This is a genomic window from uncultured Aquimarina sp. (genome assembly GCF_947495315.1).
Taxonomy (GTDB): domain Bacteria; phylum Bacteroidota; class Bacteroidia; order Flavobacteriales; family Flavobacteriaceae; genus Aquimarina.
Genome location: NZ_CANLYD010000016.1, coordinates 140,858 through 155,465, shown reverse-complemented (window position 1 = coordinate 155,465; position 14,608 = coordinate 140,858). Strand labels below are relative to the sequence as shown.

Annotated in this window: 10 protein-coding genes; 7 read left to right on the top strand and 3 right to left on the bottom strand. The window is 32.7% G+C overall.

Annotated features, from left to right (window positions below; genetic code table 11):
- Positions 1–25 precede the first annotated feature (25 nt).
- Together Q0910_RS23110 and Q0910_RS23105 are read right to left on the bottom strand one after the other, a co-directional pair.
- Positions 26–706: a DUF2461 domain-containing protein gene (locus Q0910_RS23110; RefSeq protein WP_299222087.1), complete on the bottom strand. Its 681-nt coding sequence runs from the start codon at positions 704–706 to the stop codon at positions 26–28.
- Positions 707–958: 252 nt separating this feature from the next.
- On the bottom strand, positions 959–1,378 hold the full coding sequence (locus Q0910_RS23105; RefSeq protein ID WP_299222085.1) for a CBS domain-containing protein: 420 nt from the start codon (positions 1,376–1,378) through the stop codon (positions 959–961).
- A gap of 325 nt (positions 1,379–1,703) precedes the next feature.
- Here Q0910_RS23105 and epsC point away from each other — a divergent pair, with 325 nt between their 5' ends.
- From epsC to pulA, 3 genes are all read left to right on the top strand, one after another.
- Positions 1,704–2,492, top strand: coding sequence for a serine O-acetyltransferase EpsC (epsC, locus tag Q0910_RS23100; protein WP_299222083.1), 789 nt, complete (start codon positions 1,704–1,706; stop codon positions 2,490–2,492).
- Positions 2,492–3,376 (top strand): cysteine synthase CysM, encoded by an 885-nt coding sequence (gene cysM, locus Q0910_RS23095; RefSeq protein WP_299222081.1) that lies wholly within the window; start codon positions 2,492–2,494, stop codon positions 3,374–3,376. Before epsC ends, cysM begins: the two co-directional genes overlap by 1 nt.
- Positions 3,377–3,443: 67 nt before the next feature.
- The gene (pulA, locus tag Q0910_RS23090; RefSeq protein WP_299222080.1) at positions 3,444–5,429 is read left to right on the top strand and encodes a type I pullulanase; all 1,986 of its coding nucleotides are present in this window, start codon (positions 3,444–3,446) and stop codon (positions 5,427–5,429) included.
- Between the two features lie 52 nt (positions 5,430–5,481).
- Here pulA and Q0910_RS23085 read toward each other — a convergent pair whose 3' ends face one another.
- Positions 5,482–6,159, bottom strand: a complete 678-nt coding sequence (locus Q0910_RS23085) for a class I SAM-dependent methyltransferase (RefSeq protein ID WP_299222079.1) — start codon at positions 6,157–6,159, stop codon at positions 5,482–5,484.
- A 357-nt stretch (positions 6,160–6,516) separates the two neighbouring features.
- Here Q0910_RS23085 and Q0910_RS23080 point away from each other — a divergent pair, with 357 nt between their 5' ends.
- From Q0910_RS23080 to Q0910_RS23065, 4 genes are all read left to right on the top strand, one after another.
- The gene (locus Q0910_RS23080) at positions 6,517–6,888 is read left to right on the top strand and encodes a VOC family protein (RefSeq protein ID WP_299222078.1); all 372 of its coding nucleotides are present in this window, start codon (positions 6,517–6,519) and stop codon (positions 6,886–6,888) included.
- Between the two features lie 83 nt (positions 6,889–6,971).
- Positions 6,972–9,089: a DNA helicase RecQ gene (gene recQ / locus Q0910_RS23075; RefSeq protein ID WP_299222076.1), complete on the top strand. Its 2,118-nt coding sequence runs from the start codon at positions 6,972–6,974 to the stop codon at positions 9,087–9,089.
- A 398-nt stretch (positions 9,090–9,487) separates the two neighbouring features.
- Complete coding sequence (locus tag Q0910_RS23070) at positions 9,488–12,199, top strand: G8 domain-containing protein (RefSeq protein WP_299222073.1); 2,712 nt, start codon at positions 9,488–9,490, stop codon at positions 12,197–12,199.
- On the top strand, positions 12,196–14,604 hold the full coding sequence (locus Q0910_RS23065; RefSeq protein WP_299222070.1) for a G8 domain-containing protein: 2,409 nt from the start codon (positions 12,196–12,198) through the stop codon (positions 14,602–14,604). The genes Q0910_RS23070 and Q0910_RS23065 overlap by 4 nt, the downstream gene beginning before the upstream one ends.
- The last annotated feature ends 4 nt before the right edge of the window (positions 14,605–14,608 follow it).

Sequence of the window (14,608 nt, the reverse complement as noted above, 5' to 3'; positions counted from 1 at the left end):
TCGAAAAATGTAAACAAAAATTACATCATTCTTCGATTAAAGATACTCCATTAAGATCTGTAGTTAATACATCACTCATATAATCAAAATAAGGGCGCAATAATTCATAATGATAAATCAACTTATCTAGAAAATCAGGAGAAAACACCTCTTTATCAGAAAACGTATGCTCTACAAAAAAAGATTTATTTTTAATCAAATCAATAGCAGGGTGATCTTTGTTAAACCCTTTGGGTGCAGTCTTAACCTGATATCCAGTATTAAAGCTACCAAATGCTTTTTTGAAATCTGAATTAGCTAAGATCTCTCGTATTTCTTGATCATCCATCTCAAATTCTTTACGAATACGCAATAAATCTTTTGGCTCTGGACTAAAAAAACCACCTGCCATTAATGAATTGCCAGGTTCTAAACGCAGATAATAACCTCCTCGACGATGAGCTCCTGCCCTACTAAAACTTACACTTCTATGCACATTATAAGGTGTTTTGTTTTTACTGAAGCGAACATCACGATTGATCCTAAAAACCTTTAATTTCTCTATCTCATCGTGCTCGTTAAGCCTTTCTTGGACTGAGGTGTAAAACGCTTTCAATTCCTTTTCATTGGCTTGATAACGCTTTTTATGTTCTTGCATCCAATCTCTGTGGTTGTTCTTTTTCAAATCTTTTAAAAACTCAAAAGATGATTTCGGTATCGTACTCATAAAATTACTTTAGTGTTAAAATTACTAAAATCTAATCGCTGAGTAGAAGTTTAACTAAATTTTAAATAATGAACTTATCTACACTTTTTATGTTTCCTAAAAAATCACTAAAATTCACCCATATTTCAATACATTTTTGGTTAAAAACAAAAAGTAAAGATGAGTTCAATACAAGAAAACCTTCTTTTGACTAAATCAAAGAAGGTTTATCTAGTAATCATTTAGATTGACAAAGAAATACTATAGATGATATTAGAATTGTTCTAACAAATAGTTTATTAAATCAGTTGTAGTTACGATTCCAGCCAGTTTACCATTGTCAATAACTGGTAATGCATGAAATTCTCTCTTAGCCAATATTTCAGCTACTTCCTTTATAGTTGTACTGGAACTAACACTTACTAAGTTTTTTGCCATTACCTGCTCTATAGTAAACATCTCATACACTACGGTATCTACATCACCATCATTATCGTTGATTGCATCAGCAAAACTTATACGCAGTAAATCCGTATAACTTAACATTCCAATAATTGAATCACCTTTAACTACTGGTATATGTCGGATTTTATGTTCTTTAAATAGCATTTCTGCAGTTTCTAATCCGTTTGTACTATTTAATGTGATTACATCAGAAGTCATTATTCTTGAAACTGGAGTCCTTTTTTTCATGTTGAATTACTTTAAAAATGATATTCAAATGTATCACCCAATTCCAATAAAAATTATGATAAATATCAGTGGATAAAAGAATATAAAATAAAGCAATTTTGATAGGTTTCTATTTCATAAATCTAATATACCATCATGTGTTTTTATAATTAATAAGGACAAAACAGGATTATTTTCTTCTGAGTTTTTAACCAAATTTTATGGATTACTATCAATTCTTACTATTCTTTGTTATTATTATTGTAAAAATGTAAGGAATTATGGCATATTAGGACGAATATATTCTTTATTCTATATATTTACTAGACTTTTCAAAAAAGGCACAATGACGAAAGCAAAAGATCAAATCATAGCTAAAATTGAGGAACAGAAAAAAAATCCTAATCTTAGACTAAAGTTAAAAGAAAGAACCGAGTATTTTACCAATCTACTTTTCTATACCCTATTCGATTCAGATACTGAAGTAGAAAAGAATATTGATATTTTAGAACAAACTTTTGAAGAGCTAGTTGATCTTGCCTGTTGGGAAACTGAAAAGCCCTGTAGTATCTGGCAATCTTATTTAGAAAAATTACCTGAGGTTTTGCAAAAATTAAATAAAGATGCAGACTCATTTATAAAAAGTGATCCTGCAGCTAATTCTATTGAAGAAGTGTATCTGGCATATCCTGGATTTTATGCAATTGCGATTTACCGATTAAGCCACGAATTATTAAAATTTGGTTTGCCCTTGATCCCAAGATTAATGACCGAGTATTCTCATAGGTTGACAGGTACCGATATCAATCCGGGTGCAGAAATTGGAGAATCTTTTTTTATTGATCACGCCACAGGAATTGTTATAGGAGAAACAGCAATTATAAAAAACAATGTAAAAATATATCAAGGTGTTACACTAGGTGGACTATATGTAGACAGAAAACTTCGTAATGTAAAAAGACATCCAACCGTAGAAGATAACGTAACCATTTATGCCAATGCAACTATACTTGGCGGCACAACAATAATTGGCGCTAATAGCACCGTTGGGGGTAATGCGTGGATTACGTCTTCTGTGCCGGAAAACTCGATTATATCAAATACTTCAGAAATCAAGATCAAAAAAGTTGTTTAATGTCGCATAGCATTTTAGACCTTATCGGAAATACACCTTTAGTTAAGGCAACTTCCATAATTAAAAACCCGAATATTACATTATATCTAAAACTAGAAGGGCATAATCCTGGTGGAAGTGTAAAAGATCGTGCAGCCTACAACATGATTAAATCTGCATTAGATCGTGGCGATATAGATCAAACTACTAAACTTATTGAAGCAACTAGTGGAAATACAGGTATTGCATTGGCTATGATTGCTGGAATCTTTAAATTAGACATAGAGCTGGTAATGCCTGAGAATTCTACAAAAGAACGTGTACAAACCATGCGTGCATATGGAGCAAAGGTTATACTAACTTCTGAAGATGTTGGTATTGAAGGAGCGCGAGATTATGCTGAAGCTAAAGTAGCTAATGAAGGATATGTTATGCTTAATCAGTTTGCCAATGATGATAACTGGAAAGCCCATTACAAAACAACTGGTCCAGAAATCTGGAAAGATACCAAAGGTAAGATAACTCATTTTGTTTCTTCTATGGGAACAACTGGAACTATTATGGGAACTTCTACTTATCTAAAAGAACAATCTCAAAATGTACAGATAGTAGGTGTACAACCTACAGACGAATCCAGAATTCCCGGAATTCGTAAATGGCCAAAAGAATATCTACCAAAAATATTTAATCCAGCCAAAGTCGATCAAGTTATAGAAGTTAGTCAGGAAGAAGCTACTGAAATGGCTAAGAGGCTGGCAAAAGAAGAAGGTGTTTTTTCTGGGATGAGTAGCGGTGGTTCAGTCACTGCAGCACTAAAATTGGCAGAAACATTAGATAGCGGAGTTCTTGTAGCAATTATTTGCGATCGCGGTGATCGATATTTAAGTTCCGATTTATTTTCATAAATAAGAACATATTTTAAAACCTATAGTTAACCAACCATAACCATTTATAAACCAAAAGTATAAACATATGAAACGTATTTTCATGTACCTTTTTATTTCATCTGCTATAATTTCCTGTTCCAAAAAGAAACCAGTATATACTAGTTTTGAAGAGTATCCTACACCTGTAGAGGCCAATCTTTGGATTGATTATTCTAAAGAGGTGACTACTTTTAAAATATGGTCTCCGGTTGCAGAAAAAATACAACTTCATTTATACAAAGAAGGTAATGGAGGAGCTCCATTGGAAACCACAGCACTGAATCAAGAAGAAAAAGGAATCTGGACCTTACAGATTGATAGAGATTTACATGGTATTTACTATACGTATCAAACGATGATGGATGGTAAATGGTTAGAAGAAACGCCTGGTATTTATGCGAAAGCTACGGGAGTTAATGGTAAAAGAGCTATGGTATTAGATTTTGAAACTACAAATCCTGAAGGATGGGATCAGGATAAAAGAGCTGCTCTTACATATCCAAATGAAGCCATTATTTATGAATTACATATCAGAGATATGACAATACATCCACAATCAGGCTCCAGTAAGCCTGGTAAATATTTAGGGTTGGTAGAAGAAGGTACTAAAAGCCCTGATAGTATCGTAACGGGAATTGATCACCTAAAAGAATTAGGCATCACACATGTTCATCTTTTACCAACTTATGACCACTACTCTATTGATGAAACAAAATTAGATACACCACAATTTAATTGGGGATATGATCCTCAGAACTATAATGTCCCAGAAGGTTCCTTTTCTTCTGATCCGTATAAAGCCGAAGTGAGAATAAAGGAATTTAAACAAATGGTCAAGGCATTTCACGATAATGGAATCGGAGTCATTTTAGATGTGGTTTATAATCATACGGGAAGAACAGAGAATTCTAATTTTAATTTAGAAGTTCCCGGATATTATTATCGCCAATGGGAAGACGGTAAACCTTCGGATGCTTCTGCATGTGGTAATGAAACAGCCTCAGATCGAGCAATGATGCAAAAGTATATTACAGAATCCGTAGCATATTGGGCAAAAGAGTATCACCTAGATGGATTTCGTTTTGATCTGATGGGAATTCATGATACTGAAACGATGAACAAAGTAGCTAAAACGGTAAAAACCATAAACCCAAATATCTTTGTGTATGGTGAAGGATGGACTGCTGGTGATTCTCCGCTACCGGAAGAAAGAAGAGCTTTAAAAAAGAACACTTTGGCTATGCCACAAATTTCTGCTTTTAGTGATGACTTAAGAGATGGGCTAAAAGGTTCTGTCTTTAAGGAAGAAAGTACAGGTTTTGTTAGCGGAGCAAAAAATGAAGAGGAGTCTGTAAAAATGGGAATTGTAGGATCTATAAAACATCCGCAAATTGATTATACAAAAGTAAATTACTCAAAAGCACCTTGGGCAAATGAGCCTTGGCAATCTGTATCCTATGTTTCTTGTCACGATAACCACACCGTATTCGATAAACTAAAAATCTCCAGAAAAGATGCAACAAAAGATGAGCTTATCTCTATGCAAAAACTAACGAATGCTATTGTAATGACCTCGCAAGGAGTCGCTTTTATGCACGCCGGAGCAGAAATGTTACGTACTAAAAATGGAGAACATAACTCCTATAATCTACCGGATAGTATTAATCAGATAGATTGGATTTGGAAAAACACACATGCTGATGTCATTACTTATTATAAAAACCTTATAACACTTAGAAAAGCACATCCTGCTTTCAGAATGACTAAGGCAGATGATGTGAGAACAAATTTAGAGTTTAAAGAAGATAAAAATGGATTGATAAGTTATCAAATTAAGAATAATGCTAATGCAGATACATGGAAAAACATTCTTGTGGTATATAATAGCAACCCAAAAGCAATAGCCTATCAACTAGATGAAACTTGGCAAGTGGCCGTTTTAGGAGATAACTTTGATTTTGAAGGAACAAAAAATGTGAAAAGTAAGATAACCATACCTTCTATATCGATGATGGTTTTATTTCGGGAATAATGTAATTGTACTTTTAAAACTATCAAGTACGGCATATCAATATAGACGCTGTTTAAAAAATAGTATAAAGCGTGGTTACTATAACTCCATTATGATTATTTAAAATAATTGATGATAATTGTTTTTCTTCTTTTACCTTAAAATTAAATGGTGGAGCTAATACATCTAAACCACTTTGTTTTTTTAGTCTAATTCCTTGTCCAGAAATGATATCTTTATTTGGTTCAAAGTCTCCTTCAGGTATGTGCTCGGTCAAAATCACATATTTAAAATTGGTTAACTTACTCAATATGCGATGTATTTCTACATTGGATAGGTGCTGTAGTACTTGTCGCAATAACACACAATCACCAGAAGGTAAAGTATCTGCAGCAATATCCAAACAATGAAATTCTAAATTTTCTTCTTTAAATTTTTCTTTGTTATGCTTTATAAGTTCAGATACAATATCAACAGCAATATACCTTTTAGTATGTGCTACCAATTCTTTTCCTATATTAAAATCCCCACAACCTAAATCACATACAGTAAGTAGACTTTTAAACGATCCTAAAAAAGAAATTAAAGCATCTATATAGGGTTTTACTATTTCAGGATCATGTGACCCTGAACCTGAATAGAAAAGAGAACTATTACTCCCCCAAAGATTCTTTTCATAAATCTGTTCCATTGCATCTTTTGTCGGCCAAAGCTTTTTTGTTCTTTCTACTATATTGCCTTTATTTTTCATACCGTATAAACTACAAAATATAATTACACCTATCCAAATATAATATCTCTAACATTGAAAAATGTAACGAATGCTCCTATTCTTATACTTATATTGATGAATCTAATATATTATTACATTATGAATACGAAAACAGGTACTACTAAAAGAAATGATTACATACAATGGGGTGTGGCATTTTTAATAATTCTCTGGTTTATAACAACCGCTTTTATTCACAATCAATATCATTAATTTGTTTTCCATTATGCCAATAATACTTTTTACGAACTTAAATTTAGTATCTTTCATTAGATCAAAAATTTGAACAACTTATACTAAAACCTATAAAACCACATAAACTAAACAATATAAAAGATGAAATTAGGAGCATTTTCAATAAGTCTTAGCGTGAAAGATATTCACGTATCAAAAGAATTTTACGAGAACTTAGGGTTTGACGTTTTCGCCGGAGATATCGAAAAGAATTATCTGATAATGAAAAATGAAAACAATCTAGTTGGGCTTTTTCAAGGAATGTTTGAAAACAACATTATGACTTTCAACCCTGGATGGGATACTACAGCTAATACACTCGAAAATTTTGATGATGTAAGAGAAATTCAAAAGGATTTGAAAAAGAAAGGCATAAAATTAGAACAAGAGACAGATGAAAATTCTAGCGGTCCAGGAAGCATTATATTAATTGATCCGGATGGAAATACGATTTTGCTAGATCAGCATATCTAAGTAGTTGTAAAAAGTGGAAAAGAAATTAATATGGGCCGATAAGATCGTTTAATTTTTAATGGCTTTTTCTTTTCTTTGCATCTATGCCAGAACAACAACAAATTCTAAGTACGTTAAAGGAGTATTTTGGATACGACAGCTTTAGACCGTTACAACAAGAAATCATTGATTCCATATTCGAGGGATTGGATAATATGGTTGTCATGCCTACTGGTGGAGGGAAATCGATCTGTTACCAATTACCTGCACTATTACTTCCTGGTATTACCTTAGTAATTTCTCCATTAATTGCATTAATGAAGGATCAGGTGGATGGATTGCGAGTCAATGGTGTCCAAGCAGCTTTTGTGAATAGTAGTCAAAACGAAAATGAACAACAAGAAATATATCAAAAGCTCCTAGATAAAGATATTAAACTACTCTATGTCGCTCCTGAAAGTTTGAGTTTTTTGGATACTATACTTTCACAAATTACTCTAAGTTTAATTGCTATCGACGAAGCGCATTGTATATCTGCTTGGGGTCATGATTTTAGACCAGCCTATACACAACTGGGATACTTAAAAAACAGGTTTCCTGATACTCCGGTAATTGCCTTAACCGCAACGGCAGATAAGGCAACCCGGCAAGATATTTGTAAACAATTAAACATTCCTAAAGCTAAGCAGTTTTTAGCATCCTTTGACCGTAAAAACCTAAGTCTGGAAGTACGTCCAGGAAACAAGAGGATTGAACAAATTATAGATTTCTTGGAAGACAAACCTAATGATGTTGGTATTATCTATTGTTTGAGCCGAAAAACAACAGAAATGTTGGCAGAAAAACTACAAAGTCAGGGATTTATTGCGGAAGCTTATCATGCTGGTATAGATCACAAGAAAAGAGCTGAAGTACAAGAAGGTTTTATAAATGATACCGTACAGATAGTTTGCGCAACTATTGCTTTTGGTATGGGAATCGATAAATCTAATGTGCGCTGGGTGATTCATTATAATTTACCAAAAAACATAGAAGGTTATTATCAAGAAATTGGACGTGCCGGTCGTGATGGATTACCTTCTTCTACCCTACTATTTCATAGTTATGCTGATGTAGTACAATTACAAAAGTTCGCAACTACATCTGGCAATCAAGAAGTGCAAATGGCCAAATTGGATCGAATGAAGCAATACGCAGATTCACTTAGTTGTCGGAGAAAGATATTACTAAGTTATTTTGGAGAACTAATTGAAGAAGATTGTGGTAATTGTGATGTCTGTAAAAATCCACCAAGCTTTATTGATGGAACTATTATTGCTCAAAAAGCATTATCTACAGTAGCAAGAATTAAAGAAGAAGAACCAATAGGAACCATAATTGACGTTCTTAGAGGAGCCCAAAATGCAATGGTCTTAGATAAAGGATATCAAAGTCTAAAAACGTATGGTATTGCAAATGATATCTCTTGGAGAGATTGGCAGCAATATATTATACAGTTAATTAATCAAGGGTACCTAGAAATTGCTTTTCATCTTAATAACAAACTTAAACTCACTTCCCTTTCTAAAAAAGTACTTTTTGAAGGTGAAAAAGTTAGTCTAGCCAATCTTGCAGAGTTTGAAAAAATTAAAGAAATAGCCGCCCAACAGGTTAAAAAAGCAAAGCCAAATACATTGTTCGATAAGTTACGAGAACTGCGCTTAGAACTTGCTAAAGAAGCTGGTATACCTGCATATCAGATTTTTAATGATGCCTCCTTAAAAGAAATGGAAAAATCCAGACCTATGAGTGATGATGAATTCATGCAAATTAGCGGTGTGGGTAAACTGAAAATGCAAAACTATGGATACCAATTCATAAAAGCTATCATTGACTTTTCTGCAGAAAAGACTAAAAAGAAGAAGAAAACTAATAAGAACAAAGGAAATTCTTATAAGGAAACACTGAGTTTATATAAACAAGGATTATCTATTGAAGAAATTGCGCAGGAAAGAAAACTGGCACAGTCTACCGTTTTTTCTCATATTATGAAATTATATAATGATGGTGAAAACATTGATTTAAAGCAATTTGTTAGTAAAGAAGATATCATTTCGGTAAAAGAAGCAAAAGAAACGTTGGATAATCCAGAAACCCTAAAACCATATTTTGAACATTTCGAACAGGCAATGGATTATAATACCATAAAACTGGCTTTAGCTGTTTTGGAAAATAATCAATAATAATATTACATACTTATCTTCACAGATATTAATACGATAATAAAATTGCAGTATTTAATAAAGTAAAATCTGCTAAAATATTAAATAAAGGGAAACAAAATATGTGTTTCATCGATATCATTTAAACCACGTTGTTCTTATGTCTTCTAAATTTACTTGGTTACAAAGACACTTTCATCGCCTTAATTTACTTGCTTTCATTAAATAATTTTGATATAAAAATTAGTCAATTTTATAAAAAACAACAAGTGTATTTCATCGATTATTAAGAAAATTTTGTAAGTTTTTTAACATTTTTCATGTAATTTTTTTCATCTATTAAGGTTAGCAAATTATTGAGTAAGAAATCTTATGAATTAAGAAATTTCTAAAAACTCCTACTAACTAAACCTAAAATAATGACTAAAAAGTACTCTTTATGGGGTTTTCTTCTTATGTGCATTTTCTTATGCTTCCCCACTCACCTATTCTCACAAAATTATTGGTCAAACCCTAGTTCCTGGCCATCCGGCAGAGTTCCACAGGCAAATGAAAATATTGTTATTCCTTCTGAAACAACAATGATTCTGGATGTTAATACAGCTAAACTTGGTGATTTAACCATTAATGGACAGCTTATTTTTAAAGACGTAGATGTTTCTCTTACTGCAAAAGTCATTTTAGTCAAAGGGTTGTTACAAATAGGAACTGTTGATACTCCTTTTCAAAATAATGCTACCATTACACTTACAGGACCCAAAGTTGATGAACCTGGTTTTGGAGGTCGTTTTTTATCCACAGTAAGTGGCGGGTCTCTACAAATTCATGGTGCCAGTAGATCAAAATTAAGTTGGGGACAACTTATTGAAACAGTAGCACCAGGTGATACTAAAATTACTTTGGATAAGGATCCTGTTGGTTGGAAAGTTGGAGATGTGATAGCTATTGCCCCTAGTGGATATGAACCTTACGAGGCCGAAGAAGTTACAATTTCTGAGTTAAGTGGAAGAATCATTTCTTTTACACCTGCTTTGCAATACCCTCATTTTGGGGAAATCCAGGAATATGAAGGGAAAATTCTTGATGAACGTGCAGAAGTAGGAATGCTAACTCGAAATATCATTATACAAGGTGCAGAAGACTCGGTAACACAAAAATATGGAGGCCATATAATGATTATGGGAGGTTCAGGGTCTATTCAAGTAGAAGGAGTTGAATTTACCAAACTTGGACAACCAGGTCTTGAGGCTCGATATAATTTTCATTGGCATTTAGCAGGTGATCGTACGGGAGATTATCTTAAAAATTCTAGTATCCATCATAGTTTACAAAGAGCAGTAGTTGCTCATCAAACTGATAACGTATGGGTAGAAAATATAGTGGCATTTAATATACAAAACCATGCTTTTATTCCTGCTGAAGATGGAAATGAAATAAATAATACATTCATAGGAAATTTAGCCATGCTTATAAGAAAGCCAGATGAAGGGCTCTTTGCATTTCCTAGAGATGGTAATGGTGGTAGCACGCAAGGGGAACAACGTGTAGCGGGTTTCTGGATGCGGAACCCTCACAACAACCTAATTAGCAATCATGTAGCTGGTTCCGAAAGAGGTACAGGTTTCTTTTTTGATGCAAGAGGTAGAAGTAGAGAATTTAGAGAATATGATTTATTACCAAGAGAAATCGTTTTTGATGATAATTTAGCACATTCCTGTTCCGTGCCTGGAAATTTAGGAAATGAAGGAGTTTCCAATCATGCTTTATATGGTCAAGTTGGTCATGGACATGGTTTTTTTATGACAGGTGATTTTCAAAACGGTGATTTAATGTGGGAGTTTAGTAATTTCACATCTTATAAAAACGCAATGAGTGGTGTGTGGACCGAAATTACCAATGTTACCCTAGATAATTTTATATCCGCAGACAATGCAATTGGACTTTTGTCTTCTGAGTCTTACGTTCAAAATAGTATAGTTGTTGGTAGATCTAATAATGATATCGGAGGACCTAACAGAAATCTTAGACACGGTCATAAAAGAGCAGGTTATTACTCCGTATCACAAGGAGGGTCAAAGCAGCCAAAATTTAGTAACGTTACATTTATAGACATTAATAAAGATATTGAAGAAGGTGTAGCTGCAGCTGTGGTAGGACATGGAGGGCATCGCGGAGAAAACTACTTTGAGAGGATTAAAATTATAAATTCTACACCTATGTATATGGACTCTGCTGGTAGCAACGGTAGAAATGCAAATTCTTCGTTCTTATTAGATAAAGATGGTAGTTTAACTGGGTATAATCGACCTGTTCTAATTGTACACCCCTATTCTTCTTTTGTAAAAGATGCTATTGAGCATAAAGAAGATTGGAATGCCTACATTGTAGATGCCCAAAATGCCATGGAACTTAAAATGAATAGAGTTGGTTTTGATCTACCACTAGATCTTTCACTTATTCGAGATAATGATGGGCTTCGAATTCCAAAAATGCAATGGGCACATCAACGTTTTTTTAGATTTTTTGGTAATCAGAAGTATACACTTTATGGTCAATGGGATATTGATGATGCCGGGCAAAGTTTAGAACTATTAAGTGCTATGAAAAAAGAAGGAGAATGGACTATCCTTAAGCACCCTTTTCCATATGAAGGCATAATAGTAGAAAACCGAGAAGAACAATCTATTAATAAAGTTACTAGTTTATCCGATTTAGAGTCTCAAACGACTACATCCTATTATTTTGATAAGAATAATGGAGCTGTACACGTTAAGATGATTACGAAAGAAGATGGAAAAGATTGGTTACTGATGATACCAGTAGGACAAAGAAATGGTCCTAATTACGGTGTTGATTCTGATGATTTAGAACGTTATATTATAAATATGGTTGTATATCCAAATCCATTAAATTCAAATTCTGTTTTGGAATATACATTGTTACAGGATCAGCTAGTATCTATCACTATGTATGACATGTTAGGTAGAAAAGTTAGAAAAATAATATCAGAAGAACAAGAAGCGGGTATTCATAGTATTCCTTTAGATAACATACCTGTGCAGTCGGGGTTATATGCCTTAAATATTGAACTTTTAGAAGCCTCAACGGAGATTAAAGTTATAAAACAATGATTTTTGGAAGATATCAAGTAATTAACAATGTTACTGGTTTTCATAAACTATTATACTCTTTCGTTTTTATATTTTTTACTTACGGCGTTAATTTTGGGCAAGAACAAAATCTAAAACCTAAACATAAATTATTATGGTCAGAGCTTCATAAAAAAACTGAATCAGATAAAAAGAAAGAAGAGTACACAGTTTCAGCAAATCAGGTACTGGTCATAGATCAAAGCCCAGTTAATATTGGTCGTTTGATAATTCAAGGTACTGTTATTGTCTCAGACAAACAAGATCTTGAATTAAAATTAGATCATTTAGAAATAGATGGAGGTATTTTTAAGGTAGGTGATTCTATGGACGAGTTTAAAAGTAAACTGACGTTAAAGTTTCCTAAAACGGATGAAGCTTCCATTATTATTAAAAATGAAGGCCAGTTGTTGCTTTATGGAAATCAAAAAAAGAGTTTTACGGGTCAAGAAATTATCTCAATCCCTGAATTCAACAATCTACCAAAACGAAACATATCAATTCAATCTTATTCTCAGTCAAGTATTCTATCTACTGAAAATGCCAAAAACATTTACATCTCAGGAGTGTCGTTTCATCATAATTCTGAGTACCATGGTCAATTTGCTATAAATCTATATGGAAAATCAAAAGTATCTACCATAATTACGGATTGTATAATTCATTCAGAAAACAGCGGTGGGTTGTATCTAGATAAAACGAAACTTATTCTGAAAAACTCCATTTTGATTGGTGTTAATCAAAATACAATACTATGTTCACCCTCAGGTGTAGGTGAAAACAACACGATTAATAAGAATATTATTTTTCATTCATCGGAAAAAGGCACGGCTGCAGTAAAAATTCAAAATCCGTATCAACAGATAACTAATAATATCATTTACTCTGAAAATAAATCAGATGGACTAACATATACTACTCAGAAAAACTATAAAGATTTTATTTGGCAAAAACCTGCCAAACATTTTGTGCTAAAAAACAACAAGATAAAACATCTTTCACAAAAAGATATTTCATATAACTCTACAGGGCTTTATTTGGATAATTTTAAACATTCTGGTATATGGAGAACTATGAACAATGAGATAAACAACTACTCCATCGGAAGTATATTAAAGAATAAAAACACCGTATTACAAGAATATTATTGGAAAAATAATATAATTGGATGTTTACCAGGAAGTGCGTATATCCAAAAATGTCTTATTACAGCAGATTCTTCTAAACATAAATTACAAATTGGTTTATTAGTATCAGATACAATAGGTATTTCAGCTCCTAAAATAGAAAGCTTACATATAAAAAATTATGATACAGGAATTCAATTTTACGGTAACGTGGAAAATGAAAATTATTTCAAAAAAATCACATATGACAATGTAGATAAACCAGCTCATTTTTTACATCTATCTGATACTAGCTATATATATGATATTGATAGTAGTTTATTGGGAACAGATCAAAAACCGGAAACAAGTAAAATGATACATCAAGATCATGTGATGCATCAAAGTATGGATCATACCCATAATAATAAAGAGAAAAAACCAAAAGGTAATTATTTCATTGCTAAAAACTCTTTTTGGAATACTAACAATAATAATTCTCTTACTGATCAACCAGTAATTTCCAAAATTCCTGAATGGAAACTTGGTGAACTCACTATATCCACAGGATTCGGATTAGATGACCCTATTCATGAACATTGGAAAACCTTTAGAGATATAAAGTTAACCAATACAAAAAACAAAAAAGTTTTATCCCGAAAAAAAGCTGAGAACAGGGAATCCTTTACTATTACCGCAAATACGACATACTCATTGAACTACAACCTTTCGGCTAGTGATTTTTATGACATAAGTCTGGAATGGGATGCACCCAAGGACACTTGGATTATACTTAATATTTCCTATAAGCATAGTAATAGCTATGCGCTACATCCTTTTGGTAGTTTAATAGAACCTAGTCCATCTAAGGATTTGTTATTACATTCAGAAAAAACAAGTTATTTTATTGATGAAGTTTCAAATACAGCAACGATAAAAATCTATAACACCAACAATCATAATGAACTAGTACTATATAGCTCAGATATTCTTACCGAAATCTCATATCAAGGTAACAGAATACCTTTACAAATAAAAACAGATACTAATGCCAATAAGGTTATTATTTCTTATAAAATTCCAGATATATCCATAAAATCAAAACTTGTGCTCACAGATAGCTACGGAAATCCACTGGAAACATTATTCGATGGTATTTCTGAAAATGAAATCGTTAAAGGAATCGTAGATATAGATAAACATCAAGTAAATAAAACGGTACTATTTTATTTTTTAACTATTGATGGTCAAACGCATAAAGGACCGGTTTATGCTAATTAGTATC